This window comes from Plantactinospora sp. KBS50 (assembly GCF_002285795.1).
Classification (GTDB): domain Bacteria; phylum Actinomycetota; class Actinomycetes; order Mycobacteriales; family Micromonosporaceae; genus KBS50.
The window spans coordinates 5,703,216-5,727,446 of sequence record NZ_CP022961.1 but is presented as its reverse complement, the minus strand read 5'-3'; the positions used below and the strand labels follow the sequence as shown (position 1 = coordinate 5,727,446).

Below are 24,231 nucleotides of genomic sequence, written 5' to 3'. Positions count from 1 at the left end.
TCGCCCGCGAGTGGATGCGATTCGGCCCGCCAGAGCCGCAGCAGAGCGTACGAGCGCCAGGGGCGCCAGTGCTGCGCGTACCGGTGCAACCCGGTCGGGTCGCGCGGCAGGCCGAGGGTCTCGGCGCCGCGGCGGGCGCCCAGGTCGGTGTGCAGGAACGTGTCCGGGTCGCCGAACGCGCGGATCGCCACGTAGCCGGCGGTCCAGGGGCCGATGCCGGGCAGCGCGGTCAGCCGGGCGACGGTCTCGGCCCGGTCGGCGCCGGGGGCGAGATCCAGGTCGCCGGCCGCGCAGGCCCGGGCCACCGCCCGGATCGTCTCCCGGCGGGCGCCGGGCATCCGGAACGCCGCGTCGGGCAGTTCCGCCACCGCCTCCGGGCTCGGGAACGGGACGAGATCGCCGCCGGGTCCGCCGGCGTCGCGGTCGCGGGTGTCGGCGTCCGCCCGAGCGCTGCCGGGTCCGCCGGCGTCCGCCCCAGCGCCGCCGGGTCCGCTCCGGTCGGTCGCGGCCCGGACCAGGTGGGCGAGCACGGTCCGGGCGCCGGCCACCGAGACCTGCTGCCCGACGATCGCCCGGACCGCCATCTCGAACCCGTCGACCGCCCGGGGCACCCGAACCCCCGGCTCGGCCGCCACGGCGGCGGCCAGCGCCGGGTCGGTGGCCAGTGCCGCGTCCACCGCGAGCGGGTCGGCGTCCAGGTCCAGCAGCCACCGGCAGCGGGCCACCGCCGGGGCGAGATCGCGTACGTCGTTCAGGTGCAGCGTGGCGGCGACGTACCCGGGCAGTGGGCGGAGCGGGCCGGCGGCGCCGGACCCGCGGTCCCGGCCGGTGCCGGCCAGGGTGAGCGCGATCCGGGCCGGGCCGTGCGGCAGCCGCACGGCCCGCCGGTACGTCCCGGCGGTCACCTCCTCGACGCCGGCCACCGCGCGCCGGGTGAGGAAGTCCAGCAGCGCCGGTGCGTGCAGCGGCGGCCGGTACGGCAGCCGGAGCGTGATGGTGCCCGCGCCGATCCCGGCCGCGTGTCGCCGGGAGCGCAGTTGGGACGGCGTGGTGCCGTACACCTCGCGGAGGGTGTCGTTGAACTGCCGGACGCTGCCGAAGCCGGCGGCGAACGCGATCTCGGCGAGCCCGAGCCGGGTCGTCTCCACCAGGATCCGGGCGGTCTGCGCCCGCTGCGCCCGGGCCAGCGCCAGCGGGCCGGCGCCGAGTTCGGCCCTCAACAACCGGTGCAGGTGCCGTTCGGTGTAGCCGAGCCGGGCCGCCAGGCCGGGCACCCCCTCCCGGTCGACCACGCCGTCCGCGATCAGCCGGACGGCGCGCCCGGTCACGTCGGCCCGGACGTCCCATTCCGGGGAGCCGGGCGAGGCGTCCGGGCGGCACCGCCGGCAGGCCCGGAACCCGGCCCGCTGGGCGGCGGCAGAGGACGGATAGAACCGGACATTCTGCCGCTTCGGGGTGGTGGCCGGGCAGGACGGCCGGCAGTAGATGCGGGTGGTGGTGACGGCGGTGTAGAAGCAGCCGTCGAACCGCGGGTCGCGGCTGTCGACCGCCCGGTAGCACCGTTCGAAGTCCAGGTCCACGCGGCAATAGTGCCGCCGGTACGGGCCGGATGCTCGCGGAAATCGGACCTGGCGGTTGTCCGCAACGTCCCCCGTGCCCCGCATCGTGGAAGCGTGTCCAAGCACGTATATCGACGCTTATGCGGCTGGATTTACCGAACGGTAACAACACGGCAACGTTCGTTGACACTTGCCGTGAGCAGGACGGAGTGTTGCGGGGTGGTGGACGTAGCACCTACGGCTGCCAGAACACGAAAAGAAGGTGGGGAGTCATGGGCTTTTCCCGGCGAGCCGCGGTGGCGGTGGTCGGTGTGGCCGCACTCTTCGCGTCGGCCGGCTGCGGCGGCGGAGACGGCGGCGGAAGCAGTTCCAAGGATGTCGAGGTGTTCACCTGGTGGGCCGACGGCGGCGAGAAGGCCGGCCTGGACGGCCTGGTGAGCGTGTTCGGCACGGAGTGCTCCGACTACACGTTCCAGAACGGTGCCATCGCGGGTGGCGCAGGCTCGAACGCCAAGCAGGTGCTGGCGTCCCGGTTGCAGCAGAACGATCCGCCAGACACCTTCCAGGCGCACGCGGGTGCGGAGCTGTCCGACTACATCAACGCCGGACAGGTCGAGGACCTCAGCTCCGAGTACCAGGAGTGGGGCCTCAAGGACGCGTTCCCGCAGGGGCTGATCGACAACCTGACCGTTGACGGCAAGATCTACTCGGTCCCGGCGAACATCCACCGGGCCAACGTGGTGTGGACCAACAAGTCGGTGCTCAGCGACGCCGGCATCACCAAGGACCCGACCACGCTCGACGAGTTCATCGCCGATCTGGACACGCTGAAGTCCAAGGGTGTCGACACGCCGCTGGCGCTGGGCAAGGACTGGACCCAGCTGATGCTGCTGGAGGCGGTGCTCATCACCGACCTGGGTCCGGACAGGTTCACCGGGCTCTGGAACGGCAGCACCGACTGGAAGGGCGCCGACGTCACCAAGGGCGTCGAGGACTTCAAGAAGCTGCTCGGCTACTCCAACAAGGACCGCGACACGTTCGACTGGACCGACGCGGAGAAGCTGGTCATGGACGGCAAGGCCGGCTACCAGTTGATGGGCGACTGGGAGGCCGCCGACCTGGACGCCAAGGGCTTCGCCGACTACGGCTACTTCGCGTTCCCGGGCAACGGGAACACGTTCCAGTGGCTGGCCGACTCGTTCGTGCTGCCCAAGGGCGCCAAGAACGCGGACGGCACCAAGTGCTGGCTGAAGACCGTCGGCAGCGCCGAGGGCCAGAAGGCGTTCAACACCAAGAAGGGCTCGATCCCCGCCCGTACGGACGCCAACCCGGCCGACTACCCGGCGTACCAGCAGACCGCGATCGCGGACTGGAAGTCGGCCACCCAGGTGCCGTCCTGCGCACACGGCGCGGCCTGCTCGCAGGGGCTGCAGGGTGCGGCCGGTTCGGCGCTGGGCAAGTTCTCCAGCGACCAGGACACCGGGGGGCTGCAGACGGCCATGGCCGCCGCGGTCGCCCAGTTCGCCAAGAAGTAGTCGTGCGTGCGGCGGGACGCCCCCGGCGTCCCGCCGCACACCGCTGGCCGGCCGGGTGTCCCCGGCCGGCCCGACTCGCTCCGTACAGGGATACGCATGCGCTCACGTGTCAGACGGTGGGGGCCAGGGCTCCTGCTGATCTCCCCCTCGTTGATCCTGCTGGCGGTCTTCGTCTACGGCCTGATCGGTTGGACGATCAAGGTCTCGATGTCCGACCAGCACAACGCGTTGGGGTCCAAGGGCTTCGTCGGGTTGGACAACTACGTCAACCTGTTCACCAACGACATCAACGGCCGGTTCGTGCACTCGCTGAAGAACCTGCTGATCTTCACCGTGGTCTTCATGGTGGGCACCATGCTGCTCGGCCTGCTCTGGGCGTTCCTGCTCGAACGCGGCGTACGCGGCGAGGGGATCTTCCGCACCGTCTACCTGTTCCCGATGGCCGTCTCGTTCGTGGCCTCCGGCGTGGTGTGGCGGTGGCTGATGAACTCGGCCCAGGGCGACGGCGCCGGCGGCCTCAACTGGATCTTCGGCAGGCTGCACCTGGGCTTCCTGGAGAACCCGTGGTGGACCGATCCGCACTGGGGCATGGCCGCGATGGCCATGCCGGCCATCTGGCAACTGTCCGGGTACGTCATGGCGCTGTTCCTCGCCGGGTTCCGCGGCATCCCCGGTGAGCTGCGCGAGGCGGCCGTGATGGACGGCGCCAGCACGTACCAGATGTACCGGCACGTCATCTTCCCGCAGCTGACCCCGGTCGCCCTCTCCGCGCTGATCATCGTCGGGCACATGTCGATGAAGATGTTCGACCTGATCATGTCCGTCTCCGGCGCCCAGTGGCTCACCGAGGTTCCCGCCGTGTACGTCTGGCAGACGCTGCTCACCAGCGACTACGCCAAGGCCGCCGCGGTTTCGGTGATCCTGCTGCTGCTCGTGGCCGCCGTCATCGTGCCGTACCTGATCTACAACTCGAGGGTGGAGCGACGCTCGTGACGACCACCACCACCCCGGCCCCGCCCGCGGCGACCGTCCCGGTACGGCGTCCCCGCCGGCGCGGCCGGGACATCACCCCGGCCGGCGCCGTGGCCCGCGTGCTGCGCTACGGCCTGCTGCTGCTGTTCCTGCTGATCGTGCTGATGCCCGCGTACGTGCTGATCGTGACGAGCTTCAAGTCCGGCTCCGAGATCGGCGTCACAGGCCAGTGGAACCTGCCGAAGGAATGGACCACGGCGTCCTGGGTCAAGGCGTGGGACTCGCTCGGCCCGTCCTTCGTGCGGACGTTCCAGCTCGCCATCCCGGTGGCGATCATCTCGTCGATCCTCGGCGCGGCGAACGGGTTCGTGCTGTCCCGGTGGCGGTTCCCCGGCGCCGACGTGGTGTTCACGCTGATCCTGTTCGGCATGTTCATCCCGTACCAGGCGGTGATGATCCCGCTGCGGCAGATCGTCACCACCATCGGCGTCCCGCCCGGCATCCCCACGCTGGTCCTCGTGCACTGCATCTACGGCATCCCGATCTGCACGCTGATCTTCCGCAACTACTACGCCACCACCGTGCCGGTCGAGTTGATCGAGGCGTCCCGGGTGGACGGCGCCGACCTGCTCCGGACGTTCCGGTCGGTCATCCTGCCGCTGTCGGCGCCGGGCTTCGTGGTCACGATCATCTGGCAGTTCACCTCGGCCTGGAACGACTACCTGTTCGCGATCTTCCTGTCCAACACCCGCAACGGGCCGATCACCATCGCGCTCAACGCGCTGGCCGGGGCACAGTCGCCGGACTACGCGGCGTCGATGGCCGGTGCGCTGATCACGTCCCTGCCGACCCTGGTGGTGTACGTGGTCCTCGGTCGCTGGTTCATCGGCGGCCTGATGGCGGGCTCGGTCAAGAGTTGACGGCAGCGATGGTCGCGTAGACTGGCCGCCCGTGAGTCTCACCATCGGTATCGTCGGGCTGCCCAACGTCGGGAAGAGCACCCTCTTCAACGCCCTCACCAAGAACGACGTCCTCGCGGCGAACTATCCGTTCGCCACCATCGAGCCGAACGTCGGCGTGGTCGGGCTGCCCGACGAACGGCTCGGCCGGCTCGCCGAGATCCACGGCTCGCAGAAGATCATCCCGGCGCCGGTCTCCTTCGTCGACATCGCGGGCCTGGTCCGGGGCGCGTCCAAGGGGCAGGGCCGGGGCAACGCCTTCCTGGCCAACATCCGCGACGCCGCGGCCATCTGCCAGGTCGTGCGGGCGTTCTCGGACCCGAACGTCGTGCACGTGGACGGCAAGGTCTCGCCGGCCGACGACATCGAGACGATCAACACCGAGCTGATCCTGGCCGACCTGCAGACCCTGGAGAAGGCGCTGCCCCGGCTGGAGAAGGAGGCCAAGCTCCGCAAGGAGCGCGCCGGCATGGTCACCGCCGCGAAGGCCGCGGTCGAGCTGCTGAACACCGGCACCACGCTGTACGCGGGGGCCGCCGGCGCCGGCATCGAGGTGGCCGAGCTGCGCGAGCTGCACCTGCTCACCACCAAGCCCTTCCTGTACGTCTTCAACGTCGACGAGGAGGAACTGGCGAACGCCGAGTTCCTGGACGAGCTGCGGGCGCTGGTGGCACCGGCCGAGGCGGTCTTCATGGACGCCAAGGTCGAGTCGGAGCTGATCGAGCTGCCCGACGACGAGGCGCGGGAGCTGCTGGAGTCGATCGGTCAGTCCGAACCGGGGCTGGACCAGCTCGTCCGGGTCGGCTTCCGCACGCTCGGGCTGCAGGCGTACCTCACGGCCGGCCCCAAGGAGGCGCGGGCCTGGACCATTCCGGTCGGCGCCACCGCGCCGGAGGCCGCGGGGGTCATCCACAGCGACTTCCAGCGCGGCTTCATCAAGGCCGAGATCGTGTCCTTCGACGACCTCGTCGCCGCCGGCTCGATGGCCGCCGCCAAGGCGGCCGGTCGGGTACGCATCGAGGGCAAGGACTACGTCATGCAGGACGGCGACGTGGTCGAGTTCAGGTTCAACGTCTGACGGCGCCGCGGCGTCCGTGGTTGCGCGGCGTCCGTGGTTGCCGTGGGCGCTCGACCGGGACCGCAAGGTGATGCGGCTTCTGGAGCGGGCGGAGCGTGACGGGGCCGATCTCGCCATATCGGCCGCCACAATCATGGAGGTTCGTACGGCGGTCTGGACATCGCTCGAATGAACCGGTTGCTCTCCAGGATCCGGGTGGAGCCGGTGACGAAGGAAAGCGCCCGCCGAAGTGCCGCTCTGCTGAAGGATGCGAGGCTGCTCTGACCGGGCCGCGCCGCGGGCAGCGGCCGGGGTTCGTCTCGACACATAGGGTTACATCACTGTGTCAGTGTTCGATCGGCAAGGTTGCCTATGTGTAAACCGCTCTAGCTCTTGGGGTCGGCAATACGGTGCGTGACTGATACATTGATGGGTGTCGAATAAGCTCGCACTGTTGCGAGTCGTTCGGGGACCAGGAAGCCCGGCCTGTCCAATCGCCCCTCCAGCACCGTATCGCACGAGCTAGTGGAGAAGAAATGCGAAATTTCCGGATTCCAGTGGTCGCGGCAGCGACCGCACTGGCCACAGTGGCGGGAATGCTCGCCGCCCCGCCGCTGCTGGCCGCCACCCCCGACATCACCGTCGACACCGGCACGACCTACCAGACGATCGACGGCTTCGGGGCCGCGACCCCGATCTTCAGCGGAGCCGGCGACCAGTGGACGACCAGCGAAACCCAGACGCTCGTCGGCATGGGTCAGGGGCAACTCGGCCTGTCGATCGTCCGGACCGTGATCTCGCCCGAGTCGGGCGAGTGGAGCTGGCCGCTGAACAGCCTGAAGACGGCGAAGACGTACGGCTCCAACGTCAAGATTCTCGCCTCGCCCTGGACCGCCCCGGCGAGCTTCAAGACCAACAACAGCCGGGTCGGCGGCGGCAAGCTCAAGACGGACTACTACGACGACTATGCGGTGCACCTGAACAACTACGTTCAGTACATGAAGGGCCAGGGCGTCACCATTGACGTGACCTCGGTCCAGAACGAGCCGGACTGGCACCCGGACTACGACTCGATGGACTGGAACGGCACCGAGCTGCGGAACTTCGTCCGCGACCAGGGCGCCAACGTCAGGGACACCAAGCTGCTGATCGCCGAGTCCCTGCGGTTCGACCGCTCGTACACCGACCCCACGCTGCAGGACGCCACCGCCCGCAACAACGTCGGGTACGTCGGCGGGCACCTGTACGACACCGAGAACAGCGGAAACCTGTCCCCGTACCCGCTGGCGAACCAGTACGGCAAGAACCAGTGGATGACCGAGTGGAACCTGCACGCCGCGGACGGCAACGGCGCGAACATCTGGGGCGACCCGAGCAACGCCGCGGTCTGGAACGAGACGCTCGACGACATCATGCGGACCGTGCACAAGTCGATGGAGTCCGGGTGGAGCGCCTACATCTGGTGGTACGGCCGCCGCTTCTACTCCTTCATCGGTGACGGCGAGTCGCAGTACGGGACCACGAAGGGCGCGGTGCTCAAGCGCGGCCTCGCGTTCTCGCAGTACGCCAAGTACGTCCGGCCCGGCGACAAGCGCGTCGCCGTCTCGAAGAGTTCCCGGGTCTCCGGCCTGGAGGTGACGGCCTACCAGAGCGGCAGCAAGGTCGTGCTGGTGATGCTCAACCGGTCGAGCAGCGCGGTCAGCAACGCCGTCGTCCAGGTGCCGCAGAGCGTCGCGCAGGGCCAGTACACCGTGACGTCGCAGAGCCTGGCCAACCAGTCGCAGTCGGTGGCCGTGAGCGGCGGGCAGGCGACGGTGAGCGTTCCGGCGCGGAGCATCTCCACGCTCGTCCTCACCCAGGGCGCCTCGCCCACCACCTCGCCGACCGTCTCGCCGACGAGTTCGCCGACCGCCTCGCCGACGGCCTCGCCCACGAGTTCGCCGACCGCCTCGCCCACGGCTTCGCCCAGCACGCCGCCGACCACCCCGCCCGCGGGCACCGGGGCCTGCCGGGTGACCAACTCGATCAACTCCTGGGGCAACGGTCTGGTCGACAACATCACCATCACCAACACCGGTACGAGCGCCGTCAACGGCTGGTCGCTGAGATTCAACCTGGCCTCCGGGCAGACCATCACCTCCGGCTGGAGCGCCACGTACTCACCAACCAGCGGCCAGGTGACCGCGACGAACGTCAGTTACAACGGCTCCATACCACCGGGAGGCTCGACCACCATCGGCTTCCAGGCCACGCACACCGGCAACGACGCCGCACCGAGCGGCTTCACCCTCAACGGCGCCGCGTGTAGCTGAGCGCGCTGTTCCGGTCGGGTCCAGGCGTGGCGCCGGACCCGACCGGGACCTCGGCCGGCCGTCGTTACGCCCGGTGATGCCGGGTCTCCGGCCGGTCTGATTTCAATCTGGACTTGCAATATCAATGGCCATCTCTCTATTCTCTTCCAAGAAAGCGCTTACAAGGGCCTCGCGGAGCCGCCCCGGTGGAGGCGACCCTGCGCTACCCGGTCGTGGCTTCATGCCGATTTGCGCTGGCCGGCTGGCCGGACTGCCGGTTCCAGCGGCTCGGTGCGTGCCCGGCACGCCGTCACCACCGTTCGGCCGGTCCCCGGTCGCTCCCGCTGGATCCGGCGGGTGCCCCGGAAGGTCCCGCCGCCCGGCCGCCGCACGCCTGTCGCGCGGCATGACCACGGCCTGTAGCGAAAAGATCGGGATTCGACGAGGAAGGTGAGACGACCATGAGACGATCCGTCGCATTGCGACTCCTCGCGACGCTGGCCACCACGGCCACCGCCGCCGCGATCGGCCTGGCTCTGCCGACGCTCCAGGCGTCGGCGGCGACCGGCGGCGTCACCGGCTACGCGACGCTGAACGGCGGCACCACCGGCGGAGCGGGCGGGCAGACGGTGCGGGCCACGACCGGAACCGCGATCCACACCGCACTGTGCACCCGGGCCAGCAGCAGCACCCCGATCATCATCCAGGTCGAGGGCACCATCAACCACGGCAACACCAGCAAGGTGTCCGGGAGCAGCTGCAACACCGCCGACGACAAGATCGAGATCAAGGAGGTCAGCAACGTCACGATCATCGGGGTCGGTAGCGGCGCCGTCTTCGACCAGCTCGGCATCCACCTGCGCAGCGCCTCGAACATCATCATCCAGAACGTGACCATCCAGAACGTCAAGAAGTCCGGCTCACCCACGTCCAACGGCGGCGACGCCATCGGCATGGAGAGCGACGTGCACAACGTCTGGGTCGACCACAACACGCTGCTCGCCTCCGGCGGCGAGGACGAGGGATACGACTCGCTCATCGACATGAAGGCCGACACCAACTACGTGACGGTCTCGTACAACACGCTGCGCAACTCCGGCCGCGGCGGCCTCGTCGGGTCCAGCGACAGCGACCTCGGCAACGGCCCGGTGACCTTTCACCACAACCTGTACGAGAACATCGACTCCCGTACGCCGTTGCTGCGCGGGGCGACCGCACACATCTACAACAACTACTACGTGCAGCTCAACAAGTCGGGCATCAACCCGCGGGCCGGCGGCAAGGCCAAGGTGGACAACAACTACTTCAAGGACTCCAAGGACGTCCTGGGCACCTTCTACACGGACCTGATGGGCTACTGGCAGATCAGCGGCAACATCTTCGACAACGTCACCTGGTCCAGCCCGGGCAGCGAGAACCACCCGGCCGGTCCGAACCCGACGTCCACCACCTCGATCAGCATCCCGTACTCCTACCAGCTCGACCCGGCCAGCTGCGTGCCGCAGGTGCTCGCCAGCACGGCCGGCGCCAACAAGGGCCTTCAGGTGTCGAACGGCAGCTGCACGCCGCAGACGCCGTCGCCGACCCCGACCAGCGGTAGCCCGACGCCGACGCCCACGCCCACGTCGTCGAGCAGCCCCACGCCGACCCCCACCCCGACGTCGAGCCAGCCCAGCGGCACCAACCTGAGCATCGGGGCCGGCTCCGACGGCTCCAGCAAGGCCAGCGGGACGAGCTACGGCAACGTGCGGGACGGGGACATGAACACCTACTGGTCGCCGTCCGGCTCGACCGGGCAGATCTCGATCAAGTGGGACTCCGCCACCACGGTGTCCCGGATCAACATCCGCGAGGCCTCCGGCGCCACGGGCAACATCGGGTCCTGGCGGGTGCTCAACTACGACACCGGGGCCGTGTTGACCTCCGGTAGCGGGGCGGGTGTCATCACCTTCCCGGCCACCTCGCTCCGCAAGATCACGTTCGAGATCACCGGGTCGAGCGGCACGCCGCGGGTCGCCGAGTTCGAGACGTACGCGAGCTGACCGCGCGGAGTGTGCATGGTTGTCGTCGCTGGGACGGCAACAACCATGCACACTCCGGCGGGCGTGCCCCGGCTCAGTCGGGCCGGCGCAGGGTCAGCGACTGGAAGTGCAGATCCGGCCCGGTCACCGGATGGAAGTCCACGATCTCGAAGGACCCGGCGGCGAACCGCTGGATCTGCGCGTCGGTGCGCCAGGAGAAGAACCGGGGCGGGTCGTGCCGGTCCCACGGCGCGATGCCCTCGTCGGCGACGTCGCTGCCGTACAGCCCGAGGAAGAACAGCCCGCTCGGACGCAGCAGCGCCGCGACCGCCGCGAGCGCCGCCGGCAACTCGGCATTGGGTACGTGCAGCAGGCAGTTGACCGAGTACGCCGCGTCGAACGAGCCGGCCGGCAGGTCCGGTCGGCGCAGGTCCATCACGCTGGCCGTCAGCCCCTTGGCCCGGCACCGCCGCACGGACGCCGGCGACAGGTCCGTGGCCAGCACCTCGATGCCGCCGGCCGCGAAGAACGCGCTGTCCTGGCCGGTCCCGGCGCCGATCTCCACCAATCGGGTACGACCCTCGGCGCGCAGCCGGTCGAGGAAGGCCGCCCGTTCGGCGAGCTTCCACGGCTGTTTCTCCGACCGGTCCCGATCCTCCACCGCGCGGTCGTACGCCCGGCGCAGCCGGTCGGTCCCGCCCGCCGCCTCGTCCAGGGTCGTCGGCCGCAGCCGCCACCTGTCCATCTTGCCTCCCCGTCGGTCGCCTGGCAGTGTGCCAGCCCGATCAGCCGGGCGCCGGGCTCAGCGTGTCGCCGGCCGGTGACGCCGCCCGCCGCCACGGCAGCAGTGCGGCGCTGCCCAGGCAGAACGCGCCGGCCACGCCGATCGCCAGCCGGGTCGAGGTGGCGGCGGCGAGCAGGCCGCCGGCCGCGATGAACGCCGGCTGCGCGGTCTTCGAGCCGATGGACCAGGCCGCCACCACCCGGGCCATCACCCGGTCGTCGGTCACGGCCATCCGGAACGTGGCGAACGACGGGTTGAAGCAGCCCGCGGCGAACAGCAGGCCGCTCTCGGCCACCAGGATGACCAGCAGCCCGGCGGTACCGGCCGGGGTCAGTGGCAGCATCAGCAGCCACGGCGCCCGCAGCACCCCGAACAGCAGCAGCATGCGGCGCATCCCCCACCGGCGGGTGAACGCCGGGGCGAGCCGGGCGCCCAGCACCGCCCCGAGGCACGGCACGCCCAGGGCGAGGCCGTACTGCCAGGGTGGCAGCTGCAACTCGCGCAGCATCAGCACCGCGAGCAGCGGCGAGGTCAGCATGACCGGGCCGCCGAAGAGCAGCGAGTTCCAGAACAGCGTCCGCAGGTCGGGGTGCCCCAGCAGGTAGCGCCAACCCGCGGTCAGCTCGGCGAGCCGTCCGGTGGCGGCCCGCGCCGGCGCACCGGCGGCCGGCCCGCCGGCGGCCGGCGTACCAGCGGCCGGTACAGCGGCGGCCGGTACAGCGGCGGCGGCCGGTGCGGGCGCGGTGGTGGCCCGCACCGCGGGCAGCGGCTCGGGCCGGCGGATCCGGCGGATCCAGGCGGCCGAGACCAGGTACGACACCGCGTCCACCGCGAGGGTGGCGGTGCCGCCGAACCAGCCGATCAACACGCCACCCGCCGGTGGGCCGGCGCTCTGCGCCAGCCAGAAGACCGACTCCAGGCGGGCGTTGCCCTCGGCCCGGTCGCCCGGCGGCAGCAGCCACTTCAGATGTGCGCCGCTGGCGGCCATGAAGATCATCGTGCCGGCCGTCTGCACCACCCCCACCACCACGAGCTGCGGGTACGTCAACAGCCCGGTCAGCGCGGCGGCCGGGACGCTGAGCAGGGCGGCGAACCGGACCAGATCACTGGCGATCATCACGGGTCGCTTGCGCCCGGCGTCGATCCGGGCGCCCAGCGGGAGCAGGATGAGCGCCCCGGCGATCCCGGACAGCGCCGCGAGCATCGTCACCTGGAGGGTGCTCGCATGCAGGGTCGTGACGGCCACCAGCGGCAGCGCGCCGCTGCCGACCGCGCTGCCGACCGTGCTCGCCGTGTACGAGTGCCACAGCCGGCCGAAGTCCGCACCGAGCGAGCGTCCTCGCCGGCGCTCGGCGGGTCCCTCCCGCGGGTCCGCGCTCACCGGCGTCGCACCCCGACCGGGGCCGGGCTCGACGGGATCCTGCGGGACCGCCTCCGGCTGTGTCACGCCCCGGCTCCGGCCCCGCTCCGCAGATCGCACCGGCAGACCCTAGCGACGTTCCCCGGACGTCACCCTCCGGCCGGGCTCGGGGCCGGATAACGGTCCGGACACGGCGGCAACCCCGTGCCGGCGCACGCACGTTGCAAGGCAAGGTCAAGGTTTCCAGTCGGCGACAGGCGGGGAGGCGAGCCATGCCGTCCTGGTGGGTGGCGGTGCGCGGGATCGCGTACCGACCGGGCCGCTCCCTGGTGGTGGCGCTGCTGGTCGCGGTCACCGCGGCCACCGCGGTGGCGATACCGGCGTACACCCGCGCCGCGCAGCAGTCGGTGCTGACCGACGTGCTCACCGCCCAGCCGGCGGCGCTCGCGGGAGTTGTCAGCGAGACCAGGGCTGCCGACGACCGCGCCGCGCTGGCCGCCAGCCAGGATGCGCTGGCCGGGTCGCCCGTGCTGGCGGATCGGCTGGCGCCCCCGCAGGCCGCGGTCGAGCTGGAGATGGTGGTGCCCGGCCGGAACGCGCTGACCCAGTTGCCGATGGTCTGGCGGGGGGACGCCTGCGCGCATCTGCGGCTGGTCGCCGGTGCCTGCCCGGCCCGGCCCGGCGAGGTGGTCGTGGCCGACCGGTCGGCCACGTTCCTGGGTGCCGGGGTCGGCCAGCGGATACCGGTGCAGGAACGGATCCCGACGGGCGCCGTCGCCCAGCGGGAACCGGATCCGGCCACCCCGGTCACGGTCACCGGCATCTACGACCCGACCGCCACCATCCAGGATCCGTACTGGGGCCGCGGGCTGTACTTCGGCATGGGGTACAACGACAAGACCGACACCTACAGCCTGGACACGGCGTTCGTGGCGGTCACCGACGGGCTGTACGGCCGGGCCTGGCCGCCCACGGTGTCGGTCGAGTACCCGCTGCGCGTCGCGCAGGTGCGGGTCGACGACATCCCCGGGCTGCGCGCGGATCTCGCGGCCCTCGACGCGTACGCCGGCCGCGCGAACCTGTCCATCGAGTCCGGCCTGCCGAACTTCCTGACCGAGACCGAACGCCAGCACCGGGCCATCGCCCGGTCCGTGCCGCTGGTCGCCCTGCCGCTGGTCCTGCTCTGCCTGTTCGTGCTGTTCGTGGTGGCCGCGGCGGTCACCGAGGAACGGGCGCCGGAGATCGCCCTCGGCCGGCTGCGCGGGCTGCGCCCGGCCCAGCTCGCCGGGTTCGGCGTCGGGGAGCCGCTGCTGCTGGTGCTGCTGGCGACCCCGGTCGGGCTCGGGTTGGGGATGGCCGCCACCGAACTGGCCGCCCGCGCGTTCCTCGCGGACACCGCGCACGCCGAGCTGACCACCCGGGTGCTGCTGGCCGGCGCCGCCGCGTTGCTCGGCGCCGCGGCGGCGATCGCCCTGGCCGGCCGGCGCACGCTGCGGGCCGACGTGCTGGCCCTGCTGCGCCGGGTGCCGTCGCGGTCCCGGCGCCGGGTCGCGGCGGTCGAGGCCGCGGCCGGCGCGCTGGCCCTCGCGGCCCTGTATCAGGTGCTCGCCGGCCAGGACCGCAGCACACCCATCGCGTACGCGGCGCCGGCCCTGGTCGCGCTGGTCGCCGGCCTGCTCGCCGGGCGGCTGCTCGGCTGGCGGGCCCGGGCGCGCGGCCGGCGCGCGGCGCGGCGCGGCCAGCTCGCGGCGCTGCTGGCGGCCGCCCAGCTCTCCCGGCGGCCGGCCCATGCCCGCGTCGTCGCGCTGCTCACCGTCGCGGTGGCGCTGCTCGCCTTCGCCGCCACCGGCTGGGACGTCGCCGCCGGCAACCGGGAGACGGCGGCCCGCGCCGATCTCGGAGCCCGCCGGGTGTACCAGGTGAACGCCCCGGACCCGGCCACCCTGCTGGCCGCCGTGCGGGCCGCCGACCCGGGCGGCCGGCAGGCGATGGCGGTGGTACGCCGGTTCCAGTTCTACGGCCAGGCCCGGACGATCTCGGTCGGCGTGGACGCCGGGCGACTGCCCGGGATCGCCGTCTGGCCGGGCGGGGACGCCGCGGTGCCCACCGCCGTCGCCCGACAGCTGCGTTCGGAGGCCGAGCCGGTGCTGCTGTTGCACGGCCCCGGGTGACAGTGGACGCGACGGTGACCCGGCGCGGCCCCGGCCGGCCGATGTCCCTCGCGCTGATCGTCGAGCGCGGCGCCGGGATCCAACCGGTCGACCTCGGCGATCTGGTCGCCGGCCGGCACGCGTACACCGCCGCGCTGCCCGGCTGCTCCGCGGGCTGCCGCCTGCTCGCCCTGTCCGTCCGGCACTTCCCGGGCGAGACCGCGCCGATCGAAGCGGAGCTGACCGTCGACGCGGTCCGCGACGGCGACGCCCCGGTGGACGCCCGGCTCGGCGACCCGGACGCCTGGCGTCCGGCCCCCGACGCGCAGCAGGGGCAGCGGCTCGACGTCGCGCCCGCCGGCACGGGCCTCGGGATCTCGGTGACCAGCACGGCACCGGGCGATCCGGTGATCGAGTACGCGGACACCCCGGCCGAGCTGCCCACCGTGCTGGCCGGGCCGGCTCCGGCCCAGGACGCGACGGCCGAGGCGTACGACTTCGCCGCCCTGGGCTCGACGCCGGACCGTTGGCGGGTCACCGAGCGGTTCGCCGCGTTGCCCGGTTCCGGCGACCACGCCATGCTGTTCGACCTGGAGACCGAGCTGCGCCAGGCGGTCCGCGGCGGCTTTTCGCTCACCGGCGTCGAGTACCAGGTGTGGACGACCGGCGCCGTCGACCCGGGGCTGCCGGCCCGGCTCGCCGCCGGCGGGGTGCAGCCGACCTCGGTGCACACCCTGGCGGACCGGCGGGTCGAGCTGGGTCGGCTCGCGCCCGCACTGGCGCTCCGCCTCTACCTGGCCGCCGGCGCGATCGCGGTGCTGCTGGCGATCGGCACGCTGCTGCTGACCGCGTCGGTCGGGGTGCGCGCCCGGATCCGGGAACTGGCCGCGCTGCGTACCGCCGGTGTGGCGCGAGCGGTCCTGCGCCGGTCGCTGCGGGGCGAGTACGCGAGCCTGTTCGGCCTGGCCATCCTGATCGGCGTACCGGCCGGGCTGGTCGGGGCGGCCCTGCTGCTTCCGGCGATCCCGCTGGTCAGCATCGATCCGGAGGCGCTCAGACCTGCGTACCGGCCGACCGGCTGGTGGCTGCCGGGCGCCCTCGCGGTACTGGCCTGCTGCCTGGCCGGCACCGTACTCGCCGCGCCCCGGATCGTCCGCCGGGCCGAACCGAAGGGGGTCCGATGAGCCTCGCCACCGCCGCCGGGCGGCGTGCCCCGGCAACCGAGCCGATCGGGGTGACCTGCCGCGGCCTGGTCCACATCTACCGGCTGGAGGGCTACGACGTCGTCGCGCTGTCCGGTGTGGACCTCGACATCGTCCCCGGTCAGTCCGTGGCGCTGGTCGGTCCGTCCGGCTCCGGCAAGTCCACCCTGCTGTCGTTGCTGGCCGGGCTGCTGCGACCGGCCGCCGGCCGGCTCGGGGTCGGCGAGCACGACCTGGTGAAGGCCGGCCCGGCGGAGCTGCAACGGATGCGCGCCGGCGACGTCGGGGTGGTGTTGCAGGGCAGCGAGCGCAACCTGCTGCCGTACCTGAGCGCCGAGCAGAACGTCCGGTTCGCCCAGCGCGGCGCGCCGGCCGGCCGGGCCGTACCCGCGCCCCGGCAGGTGCTGGAACTGGTCGGCCTCGCCGCCGACGCCCGCCGCCGCCCGGCCGAACTCGGCCCCGGCAGTCGCCAGCGCCTCGCCCTGGCCGTCGGGCTGGCCAACCACCCCGGCCTGCTGCTGGCCGACGAGCCGACCAGCCAACTCGACGCCGCCGCCCGGGACGAGGTGCTCACGGCGCTCGCCGACGCACACCGGGCCGGCAGCACCGTCGTGCTGGTCACCCACGACCCGGACGTGGCGGCCCGGATGGACCGGGTGGTCACCATCCGGGACGGCCGGGTCGGCGCCGAGGGGCGCAGCGGCGAGGACTACAGCGTCCTGGGCCGGGACGGCTCGCTGCACCTGCCGCCCGACGTCGCCGAGACGCTCGGACCGGGCGCGCTGCTGCGGGTGGAACCGCAGCCGGGCGGTGCGCTGCTGCTCGTACCCGTCAACCGCGCGCAGGAGCAGCGATGAGCCGGACCGTGGTGGTGGACCGGCTGAGCGTGGCCTACCTCGCCGGGCACCCGGTGCTGCAAGAGGTCTCCGTCACGGCGTGGCCCGGGCGGGTGCTCGCGGTCACCGGCCCGTCCGGGGCGGGCAAGACGACCCTGCTGGCCGCCATGGCCGGTCTGCTGCGGCCCAGCGCCGGCGGGGTGACGGTGGACGATGCGGCGCTGCGCGACCGGGATCACGCCATGGCCCAGGGCGTGCTCATCATTCCGCAGGACAACGGGCTCGCCGAGATCCTCACGGCGGCGGAGAACCTTCAGGTCGCCCTGATCGCGGCCGGCGCTGCCCCGGCCGAGGCCCGGCGCCGGACCGACGAGCAGTTGGACCGGCTGGGCCTGTCCGGCCAGGCGGACCAGCTCGTCGAGGAACTCTCCGGCGGGCAGCAGCAACGCACGGCGATCGCCCGCGCTCTGGCGCTGCACGGCGACGTGCTGCTCGCCGACGAGATCACCAGCGAGCAGGACGCCGGGAACCGGCAGCGCGTTCTCGACCTGCTCCACGGGGAGGCCCGGCGCGGGGCGACGGTGGTGTTCGCGACCCACGACGCCGAGGCGGCGGCCGACTGCGACGCCGAGCTGCACCTCGCCGACGGCCGGGCCGAGCTGATCCGCAGGTAGCACGCCGGATGGCCGGGGCGGGCGCCCGGGGAGCAGTATGGGGTTCCCGAGCGAACGGAGGCGCCGTCATGCCGGCCAGCGAACCCACCATTGTCGCCACCAGCATGGGCCTGTTCCACACCGGACGCGGGCCGCTCGACTTCCGCCCGAGCCCGGTGTTCGGGCTTGCCGCCGCGCTGGCCGGGGCCGAGGACCAGCCGCGGCTGTGCTACCTGGGCCAGGCCGGCGGGGACTGGCCGGAGTCGACGGCACGCTGGTACGCGATGTTTGCCGGTACGCGGTTCCGGGTCTCGCACCTGAGCCTGTACCCGATGCCGACCGTGGACGACGTCCGGGCGCACCTGCTGCACCAGGACGTGATCTGGGTCGGCGGCGGCAGCGTGGCGAACCTGGTGGCGGTGTGGCGGGTGCACGGCCTCGACGAGATCCTGCACGAGTGCTGGCAGGCCGGTGTGGTCCTGGCCGGCGTCTCGGCCGGCTCGATCTGCTGGCACGTCGGGGGACCGACGGACAGCTTCGGCCCGACGCTGCGGCCGTTCACCGCCGGACTGGGCTGGCTGCCGTACACCAACGGCGTGCACTACGACGGCGAGGAGCAGCGCCGGCCGCTGACGCACCGGGTGGTCGGCGACCGGACCCTTCCCTCGGCGTACTGCACCGACAACGGCGTCGGCCTGGTCTACCGGGGCACGCGGCTGGTCGAGGCCGTCGCGGACCGTCCGGGCGTTTCTGCGTACGAGGTGCGGCGCGGCCCGGACGGCACGGTGACGGAGACGCCGATCGCGCCCCGCCTGCTGACCGACTGAGACCCGGCGGCGACGGCCGGTTGCCGGGGTGGTGCCGCCGATCCACGCCGAGCCGCTCGGCGAGCCGTCCGGCGGGCGCCGCGGGTACGGTGGAACGTGTCGGTGTCGGTGGATGTGAGCGGCGACCGGTTGGTCGTGCGGCTGAGCGGGTTGGACCGGGTGTGGGCCCTCGCGACCGGGTTCGAGGCGCCGCTCACGTCGGTGACCTCGGTCCGTCCGGTCCCGCGCGCCGAGGCGTACGCCCGGGGGAGCGGCTGGCGACTGCCCGGCACCTTCTGGCCCGGGGCGATCATGGCGGGCAGCTACTTCTCGCGGGCGACCGGGTGGTCGTTCTGGTGCGTGCACCGGGCCGAGACGGTGCTCCTGGTCGAGTTGGTCGGCGTGCGGTACGAGCGGCTGGTGCTGGAGGTCGACCGGCCCACCGAGACGAGTCGGGAGATCGCCCGGGCGCGGTTCCGCTGACCCGTGCCGCCGCCACCTGCGGGCGTGCCGCGGCCACCCGTGCGGGCGGTCCGGCCCGCCCGGGTGGGGCGGTCGTGTCCGGTCAGGAGATGAAGTGCAGGATCACGTTGTGCACGTGGTGGCTCTTGTCCGAGCCGCGGAACTCCACCTCGTAGCTGTGCGCGCCGACGCCGATCGCGATGGAGCCGGTGGAGAAGAACGAGCCGCCCCACGACTTGTTGCTGACCACGCTCACGCTGGTGATCTTCGAGTACGGGATGCTCGTGATCGCGTACCGCTTGCCGACGAACGACTTGTCCTGGATGATGACCCGCCGGTTGGTGAGACCGAGGAAGCCGGTGCCGGTGCCGATGGCGTCGTAGACCGCGATGATCTGTTCGCCTTCGAGCAGGCCGCTCTCGATCTGGTGGAGCTGCTCACGCCGGTCGAAGCGTACGTCTGTCATGTTTCTGGAGGCTAGATCGTGGCGTCAACCGCGGCCATCGCGGGCCGACCGGGCGACGGCCGGTGTGGCCGGGGCCGGTACGGTCGGCGCAGCGGGACCCGCGGCTCAGCCGCCGGTCAGGCAGGACCGGTAGACGTCCTCCACGCGCGCGGCCAGGGTCACCTCACGCTCGGTGATCTCCTCGCCGTCCCACGGCGCGATCCTGATCTGGGTGCGGCCGTCCAGCCGGCGGATCTCGGGGCGCAGGTGCAACACGTCGGCGGCGACCTTGATCCGCTCGGTGAGTGCCGCGTGCTGCGCGTCGTCCAGCAGGAGGGTGCGCTTGATCTGGGCGCCATCCCGGGTCCAGCCGCGGAGCAGGGCGAGAGCATCGCTCACATGGTCCTGTCGCGGCCGGCTCCACAGAGCCCGAATCATCGCACCTCCCAGGCTTCGTTGTCGGCTTGTGGCCAAATCGTCGCCATCCCGTTGTCTACTCGGTGCCTTCAAGTCTGTCGACCGCAGGTGGAAGTGTCCACGCCCACACTTCCGTGTCTCGATGACCATGCGGTCGGCAATGACACCCGAACCGGCGATTGATCTGGCACCCTTGACGCCCGTGGGAACCGAAAGTGCCAATCCGGAACCGGTGGATACCACTCGGCAGGTCGACGGACGCCACAAAACCGGCGGGCCGGAGGCCGCGTCGTGAGGGTGGTGGTGGGCGCGGCGATCCTCGCCAGCGGCCGGGTGCTGGCCTGCGAACGGGCGACCCCGCCCGAGGCCGCCGGGCGGTGGGAGTTCCCCGGCGGGAAGGTGGAGCCGGGCGAGACCGAGCGGGCCGCACTGATCCGGGAGTGCTTCGAGGAACTGGGCGTCCGGATCGAGGTGTCCGACCGGGTCGGTGGCGACGTGCCGATGGCGCACGGCCGGGCGGTGCTGCGGGTCTACCTGGCAAGGTTGGTCGGCCCGACCCGCCCCCGCCCGCTGGAACACGCGGCGCTGCGCTGGCTGGCGGCCGACGACCTGGACGAGGTGCCCTGGCTGCCGGCCGACCGGCCGATCGTGGTCGCGCTGCGCCCGCTGCTCGCCGGCGCGCGCTGACCGGACCTGGGCGGCGCGGGCCGGGCGGAGCCGGGCTGGGCGGAGCTGGGCTGGCCGGAGCTGGGCTGAGCGGCCGTGGGCGGCGCGGGCCGGGTGGGCACGGCCAACGGAGCGGGGGACCGGTGGCCACCCGGCCGCCGATCCCCCGCGAAACTGGTCGAAACCGGGTGTCAGCTCTTGTCCCCTGCTCGGGGTGGGCGTAGTTGAGGCCGGAGGCCGGCAGCGGGAACTCGATGTCCTCGCCGAACGGGGAGGGGGCGGCCGGCCGGTCGAACGTCAGCTCGGTCAGCGGCAGCCGCCCGCTGCCGTCCACGGGTGCGGCCTGCGGCTGCGGCACCTGGCGGTGCCACTGCACGCCGCGCGCCGCCTCGTGTTCGGCGTTCGGGTCGTGGGAGGCGCCGCCGGTCGATCCGGCGTCCCGGCCGGCCGTCGGGGCGGCCTCCGCCAGGCCGCCGTGGGCGGCCGGCGCCGACTGCTGTTCGCGCTGGTCGTGACCGCGCCGGAAGATCTTGCTACCTAGCCACACAAGGGGATCGTACCGTCGGTCGACGACCCGTTCCTTCATCGGGATGATCGCGTTGTCGGTGATCTTGATGTGCTCGGGGCAGACCTCGGTGCAGCACTTGGTGATGTTGCAGTACCCGAGGCCCTGTTCGGCCTGCGCGTACTCCTTGCGGTCGGTCCTGGCGTCCAGCGGGTGCATGTCCAGTTCCGCGGCCCGGATGAAGAACCGCGGCCCGGCGAAGGCCGTCTTGTTCTCCTCGTGGTCGCGGACCACGTGGCAGGTGTTCTGGCACAGGAAGCACTCGATGCACTTGCGGAACTCCTGCGAGCGCTCGACGTCGACCTGCTGCATGCGGTAGTCCCCGGGCGCGACGTCCGCGGGCGGGGCGAACGCCGGGGTCTCCCGTGCCTTCACGTAGTTGAACGAGACGTCGGTGACGAGGTCCCGGATGATCGGGAAGGTCCGCAGCGGGGTGACCGTGACCGTCTCGGCCTCCTCGAACGTCGACATCCGGGTCATGCAGGCCAGCCGCGGCATGCCGTTGATCTCCATGGAACAGGAGCCGCACTTGCCGGCCTTGCAGTTCCACCGGCAGGCCAGGTCCGGCGCCTCGGTGGCCTGCAACCGGTGCACGACGTCCAGGACCACCTCGCCCTCGTTCACCTCGACCTGGTAGTCCTGCAGGTCGCCGCCGGACTCGTCGCCCCGCCAGATCCGGAACTGGCGCTTTGTACCCATTACTTCGCCTCCTGCGCGTTCGCGTCCGGACCGAGGGCGTCGAAATCGGCGATCTCCTCGTCGGTCAGGTACTTGGCCAGCTCGGCCCGGTCGAAGAGTCCGATCAACTCGTCCCGCATCACCGGCAGCGGCTTGCGCTCCAACGTCACCGCGTCGCCGTCCAGCGCGCAGACCAGGTTCACCCGGCGCCACTGCGGGTCCATCGCCGGGAAGTCCTCCCGGGTGTGGCCGCCGCGCGACTCCCGCCGCTCCAGCGCCGCCTTCGCGGTGCACTCGGAGACCACCAGCATGTTCCGCAGGTCGAGCGCGAGGTGCCAGCCCGGGTTGTACCGTCGGCCGCCCGCGGCGCTCACCTTCGCCACGCGTTCGCGCAGCTCGGCCAGGCGGACCAGCGAGTCGGCCAGCTCGCCCTCGCGCCGGATGATGCCGACCAGCTCGCCCATCACCGCCTGCAGGTCCTGCTGGAGGGTGTACGGGTTCTCCCCGGTGTCCCGTTGCAGCGGAGCCAGCGCGGTGTCCACCGCGGCCTCCACGTCGGCGGTCTTCACCTTGGGCCGGCCGCCGATCGCGTCGACGTACGCGGCCGCGTGCTCGCCGGCCCGCTTGCCGAAGACCAGCAGGTCGGACAGGGAGTTGCCGCCCAGCCGGTTGGAGCCGTGCATCCCGCCGGAGACCTCACCGGCGGCGAACAGCCCGCGTACCGAGCCGGCCGCGGCGCCGCTGTCCGGGTCGACCTCGACGCCACCCATCACGTAGTGGCAGGTCGGTCCGACCTCCATCGGCTCCTTGGTGATGTCGACGTCGGCCAGCTCCTTGAACTGGTGGTGCATCGACGGCAGCCGGCGCCGGATCTCCTCGGCGGGCAGCCGGGAGGCGATGTCCAGCAGGACGCCGCCGGCCTGGGTGCCCCGGCCCGCCTTGACCTCGCTGTTGATCGCCCGGGCCACCTCGTCCCGGGGCAGCAGCTCCGGCGGGCGGCGGTTGTTGTCCGGGTCGCTGTACCAGCGGTCCGCCTCCTCCTCGGTCTCCGCGTACTGCTTGCGGAAGACGTCGGGGACGTAGTTGAACATGAACCGCTTGCCCTCGGAGTTGCGCAGCACGCCGCCGTCGCCGCGGACCGACTCGGTGACCAGGATGCCCTTGACCGAGGGCGGCCAGACCATGCCGGTCGGGTGGAACTGGAGGAACTCCATGTTGATCAGGGTGGCGCCGGCCCGCAGCGCGAGCGCGTGGCCGTCGCCGGTGTACTCCCAGGAGTTCGAGGTGACCTTGTACGACCGTCCCACCCCGCCGGTGGCCAGCACCACGGCGGGCGCCTCCAGCAGGATGAACTCGCCGGACTCGCGGTGGTAGCCGAACGCGCCGGCCACCCGGTCGCCGTCCAGCAGCAGCTCGGTGATGGTGGTTTCGGCGAAGACCTTGATCCGGGCGTCGTAGTCGCCGTGCTCCCGCTTGTCCTCCTGCTGCAACGAGACGATCTTCTGCTGGAGGGTGCGGATCAGTTCCAGTCCGGTCCGGTCGCCGACGTGGGCGAGCCGCGGGTACTCGTGGCCGCCGAAGTTGCGCTGCGAGATCTTGCCGTCCCTGGTCCGGTCGAACAGCGCGCCGTACGTCTCCAGCTCCCAGATCCGGGCCGGCGCCTCCTTGGCGTGCAGCTCGGCCATCCGGAAGTTGTTCAGGAACTTCCCGCCGCGCATCGTGTCGCGGAAGTGGACCTGCCAGTTGTCCCGGCTGTTCACGTTGCCCATGGCCGCCGCGGCGCCACCCTCGGCCATCACCGTGTGCGCCTTGCCGAACAGCGACTTCGAGATGATCGCGGTCCGCTTGCCGGCCAGCCGGGCCTCGATCGCCGCCCGCAGCCCGGCACCGCCGGCGCCGATCACGACGACGTCGTAGTGGTGTCGTTCGATTCGTGTGGTCATGTCAGCACCCTCAGTTGATGAACCGCAGGTCGGGGAACCAGCCGGCGGCGATGGCCATGATGTAGAAGTCGGTCAGGGCCAGCGTGCCGAGGGTGATCCAGGCCAGCAGCATGTGCCGGGTGTTCAGCCGGGAGACGAAGGTCCAGGCCCGGTAGCGCATCGGGTGCTGGGAGAAGTGCTTCAGCCGCCCACCCATGATGTGCCGGCAGGAGTGGCAGGAGATCGTGTACGCCCACAGCATGACGACGTTGCCCAGCAGGATGAGGTTGCCGAGGCCGAACCCGAAGCCCTTCGGGCTGTGGAAGGCGAGGATCGCGTCGTACGTGTTGATCACCGAGATGATCGCGGCGGCGTAGAAGAAGTACCGGTGCAGGTTCTGGCTCAGCAGCGGGAAGCGGGTCTCCCCGGAGTAGGTCTTGTGCCCGTCCGGCACCGCGCAGGCCGGCGGCGAGAGCCAGTACGACCGGTAGTAGGCCTTGCGGTAGTAGTAGCAGGTCAGCCGGAACAGCAGCAGCAGCGGCAGGGTCAGCGCCGCGTCCGGGATGAACCACCAGCCGGGCAGGAACTGGCCGAAGTGCGACGCCTCCGGCAGGCACCGGTCCGTGACGCAGGGCGAATAGAAGGGCGTCAGGTAGTGGTACTGCTCGACCCAGTACCACTTGTGCATGAAGACCCGGACCGTCCCGTAGGCCAACCAGGAGGTCAGACCGATCACGGTGATCAGGGGGGCGAACCACCACCGGTCGGTACGCAGGGTCCGCGCCGCGATGGCGGCACGCGGGCGCGTCCACGTCGGACGCAGCGCCGGCGGCGGGGCCGACTTCGTCGTCGTCATCTATGTCTCCCTCACGGGGCCCGATCTGGCTGACG

The 24,231-nt window shown here is 71.8% G+C and carries 19 protein-coding genes and 2 pseudogenes; 13 read left to right on the top strand and 8 right to left on the bottom strand.

Going from position 1 to position 24,231, the window contains the following annotated elements; all coding sequences use genetic code 11:
• Positions 1 to 514: 514 nt before the first annotated feature.
• Positions 515 to 1,580: pseudogene (locus CIK06_RS24695) on the bottom strand (bifunctional transcriptional activator/DNA repair enzyme AdaA); the annotation flags it as partial.
• A gap of 251 nt (positions 1,581 to 1,831) precedes the next feature.
• Between CIK06_RS24695 and CIK06_RS24690 the strand changes: the two are divergent.
• The 6 genes from CIK06_RS24690 to CIK06_RS24665 all read left to right on the top strand — a co-directional run bounded on the left by CIK06_RS24690 (position 1,832) and on the right by CIK06_RS24665 (position 10,415).
• A complete protein-coding gene (locus CIK06_RS24690) occupies positions 1,832 to 3,094 on the top strand; it encodes an ABC transporter substrate-binding protein (protein ID WP_095566811.1) in 1,263 nt (420 codons plus the stop codon).
• A 96-nt stretch (positions 3,095 to 3,190) separates the two neighbouring features.
• Positions 3,191 to 4,087, top strand: coding sequence for a carbohydrate ABC transporter permease (locus CIK06_RS24685; RefSeq protein WP_095566810.1), 897 nt, complete (start codon positions 3,191 to 3,193; stop codon positions 4,085 to 4,087).
• The gene (locus CIK06_RS24680) at positions 4,084 to 4,986 is read left to right on the top strand and encodes a carbohydrate ABC transporter permease (RefSeq protein ID WP_369916022.1); all 903 of its coding nucleotides are present in this window, start codon (positions 4,084 to 4,086) and stop codon (positions 4,984 to 4,986) included. Before CIK06_RS24685 ends, CIK06_RS24680 begins: the two co-directional genes overlap by 4 nt.
• A 31-nt stretch (positions 4,987 to 5,017) precedes the next feature.
• Positions 5,018 to 6,103 (top strand): redox-regulated ATPase YchF, encoded by a 1,086-nt coding sequence (gene ychF, locus CIK06_RS24675; RefSeq protein ID WP_095566809.1) that lies wholly within the window; start codon positions 5,018 to 5,020, stop codon positions 6,101 to 6,103.
• Positions 6,104 to 6,678: 575 nt separating this feature from the next.
• On the top strand, positions 6,679 to 8,394 hold the full coding sequence (locus tag CIK06_RS24670; RefSeq protein WP_198348000.1) for a cellulose binding domain-containing protein: 1,716 nt from the start codon (positions 6,679 to 6,681) through the stop codon (positions 8,392 to 8,394).
• A 440-nt stretch (positions 8,395 to 8,834) separates the two neighbouring features.
• Complete coding sequence (locus tag CIK06_RS24665; RefSeq protein ID WP_095566807.1) at positions 8,835 to 10,415, top strand: polysaccharide lyase family 1 protein; 1,581 nt, start codon at positions 8,835 to 8,837, stop codon at positions 10,413 to 10,415.
• Positions 10,416 to 10,488: 73 nt separating this feature from the next.
• Here the strand turns inward: CIK06_RS24665 and CIK06_RS24660 are convergent, their stop codons facing one another.
• The gene (locus CIK06_RS24660; RefSeq protein WP_095566806.1) at positions 10,489 to 11,139 is read right to left on the bottom strand and encodes a bifunctional 2-polyprenyl-6-hydroxyphenol methylase/3-demethylubiquinol 3-O-methyltransferase UbiG; all 651 of its coding nucleotides are present in this window, start codon (positions 11,137 to 11,139) and stop codon (positions 10,489 to 10,491) included.
• A 40-nt stretch (positions 11,140 to 11,179) separates the two neighbouring features.
• A complete protein-coding gene (locus tag CIK06_RS24655; RefSeq protein ID WP_198347999.1) occupies positions 11,180 to 12,625 on the bottom strand; it encodes an MFS transporter in 1,446 nt (481 codons plus the stop codon).
• Positions 12,626 to 12,810: 185 nt separating this feature from the next.
• Between CIK06_RS24655 and CIK06_RS24650 the strand changes: the two genes are divergently transcribed.
• The 6 genes from CIK06_RS24650 to CIK06_RS24625 all read left to right on the top strand — a co-directional run bounded on the left by CIK06_RS24650 (position 12,811) and on the right by CIK06_RS24625 (position 18,668).
• Positions 12,811 to 14,709, top strand: a complete 1,899-nt coding sequence (locus CIK06_RS24650; RefSeq protein ID WP_095566805.1) for an FtsX-like permease family protein — start codon at positions 12,811 to 12,813, stop codon at positions 14,707 to 14,709.
• Positions 14,706 to 15,872 carry an FtsX-like permease family protein gene (locus CIK06_RS24645; RefSeq protein ID WP_157756931.1) on the top strand — a complete coding sequence of 389 codons (1,167 nt, stop codon included), beginning with the start codon at positions 14,706 to 14,708 and terminating at the stop codon, positions 15,870 to 15,872. The genes CIK06_RS24650 and CIK06_RS24645 overlap by 4 nt, the downstream gene beginning before the upstream one ends.
• A complete protein-coding gene (locus tag CIK06_RS24640; RefSeq protein ID WP_095566803.1) occupies positions 15,869 to 16,747 on the top strand; it encodes an ABC transporter ATP-binding protein in 879 nt (292 codons plus the stop codon). Before CIK06_RS24645 ends, CIK06_RS24640 begins: the two co-directional genes overlap by 4 nt.
• Positions 16,744 to 17,400: an ATP-binding cassette domain-containing protein gene (locus CIK06_RS24635; protein ID WP_095566802.1), complete on the top strand. Its 657-nt coding sequence runs from the start codon at positions 16,744 to 16,746 to the stop codon at positions 17,398 to 17,400. The genes CIK06_RS24640 and CIK06_RS24635 overlap by 4 nt, the downstream gene beginning before the upstream one ends.
• 68 nt (positions 17,401 to 17,468) lie before the next feature.
• Complete coding sequence (locus CIK06_RS24630) at positions 17,469 to 18,206, top strand: peptidase E (protein WP_095566801.1); 738 nt, start codon at positions 17,469 to 17,471, stop codon at positions 18,204 to 18,206.
• 102 nt (positions 18,207 to 18,308) lie between these two features.
• Positions 18,309 to 18,668: a hypothetical protein gene (locus tag CIK06_RS24625; protein ID WP_157756930.1), complete on the top strand. Its 360-nt coding sequence runs from the start codon at positions 18,309 to 18,311 to the stop codon at positions 18,666 to 18,668.
• An 82-nt stretch (positions 18,669 to 18,750) separates the two neighbouring features.
• Here CIK06_RS24625 and CIK06_RS24620 read toward each other — a convergent pair whose 3' ends face one another.
• Positions 18,751 to 19,113: a PH domain-containing protein gene (locus tag CIK06_RS24620; protein WP_095566799.1), complete on the bottom strand. Its 363-nt coding sequence runs from the start codon at positions 19,111 to 19,113 to the stop codon at positions 18,751 to 18,753.
• Positions 19,114 to 19,218: 105 nt separating this feature from the next.
• Positions 19,219 to 19,530: a 4a-hydroxytetrahydrobiopterin dehydratase gene (locus CIK06_RS24615; RefSeq protein ID WP_198347998.1), complete on the bottom strand. Its 312-nt coding sequence runs from the start codon at positions 19,528 to 19,530 to the stop codon at positions 19,219 to 19,221.
• Between the two features lie 276 nt (positions 19,531 to 19,806).
• On the opposite strand from CIK06_RS24615, the gene CIK06_RS24610 reads away from it, so the two are divergent.
• Complete coding sequence (locus CIK06_RS24610) at positions 19,807 to 20,196, top strand: (deoxy)nucleoside triphosphate pyrophosphohydrolase (RefSeq protein WP_095566798.1); 390 nt, start codon at positions 19,807 to 19,809, stop codon at positions 20,194 to 20,196.
• A gap of 184 nt (positions 20,197 to 20,380) precedes the next feature.
• Here the strand turns inward: CIK06_RS24610 and CIK06_RS24605 are convergent.
• From CIK06_RS24605 to CIK06_RS24595, 3 genes and pseudogenes are all read right to left on the bottom strand, one after another.
• A pseudogene (locus CIK06_RS24605) lies at positions 20,381 to 21,439 on the bottom strand (succinate dehydrogenase/fumarate reductase iron-sulfur subunit); the annotation flags it as partial.
• Positions 21,439 to 23,361 (bottom strand): fumarate reductase/succinate dehydrogenase flavoprotein subunit, encoded by a 1,923-nt coding sequence (locus CIK06_RS24600; protein ID WP_095566797.1) that lies wholly within the window; start codon positions 23,359 to 23,361, stop codon positions 21,439 to 21,441. The gene CIK06_RS24600 and the pseudogene CIK06_RS24605, both read right to left, overlap by 1 nt.
• Positions 23,362 to 23,371: 10 nt before the next feature.
• Positions 23,372 to 24,196 (bottom strand): hypothetical protein, encoded by an 825-nt coding sequence (locus tag CIK06_RS24595; protein ID WP_095566796.1) that lies wholly within the window; start codon positions 24,194 to 24,196, stop codon positions 23,372 to 23,374.
• Positions 24,197 to 24,231 lie beyond the last annotated feature (35 nt).

Coding starts and splice junctions, on each gene's coding strand:
- CIK06_RS24650 (WP_095566805.1), top strand. CDS start 12,811: ATGCCGTCCTGGTGGGTGGCGGTGCGCGGGATCGCGTACCGACCGGGC.
- CIK06_RS24685 (WP_095566810.1), top strand. CDS start 3,191: ATGCGCTCACGTGTCAGACGGTGGGGGCCAGGGCTCCTGCTGATCTCC.
- CIK06_RS24665 (WP_095566807.1), top strand. CDS start 8,835: ATGAGACGATCCGTCGCATTGCGACTCCTCGCGACGCTGGCCACCACG.
- CIK06_RS24635 (WP_095566802.1), top strand. CDS start 16,744: ATGAGCCGGACCGTGGTGGTGGACCGGCTGAGCGTGGCCTACCTCGCC.
- CIK06_RS24630 (WP_095566801.1), top strand. CDS start 17,469: ATGCCGGCCAGCGAACCCACCATTGTCGCCACCAGCATGGGCCTGTTC.
- CIK06_RS24640 (WP_095566803.1), top strand. CDS start 15,869: ATGAGCCTCGCCACCGCCGCCGGGCGGCGTGCCCCGGCAACCGAGCCG.
- CIK06_RS24690 (WP_095566811.1), top strand. CDS start 1,832: ATGGGCTTTTCCCGGCGAGCCGCGGTGGCGGTGGTCGGTGTGGCCGCA.
- CIK06_RS24660 (WP_095566806.1), bottom strand. CDS start 11,139: ATGGACAGGTGGCGGCTGCGGCCGACGACCCTGGACGAGGCGGCGGGC.
- CIK06_RS24670 (WP_198348000.1), top strand. CDS start 6,679: ATGCTCGCCGCCCCGCCGCTGCTGGCCGCCACCCCCGACATCACCGTC.
- CIK06_RS24615 (WP_198347998.1), bottom strand. CDS start 19,530: ATGATTCGGGCTCTGTGGAGCCGGCCGCGACAGGACCATGTGAGCGAT.
- CIK06_RS24595 (WP_095566796.1), bottom strand. CDS start 24,196: ATGACGACGACGAAGTCGGCCCCGCCGCCGGCGCTGCGTCCGACGTGG.
- CIK06_RS24600 (WP_095566797.1), bottom strand. CDS start 23,361: ATGACCACACGAATCGAACGACACCACTACGACGTCGTCGTGATCGGC.
- CIK06_RS24620 (WP_095566799.1), bottom strand. CDS start 19,113: ATGACAGACGTACGCTTCGACCGGCGTGAGCAGCTCCACCAGATCGAG.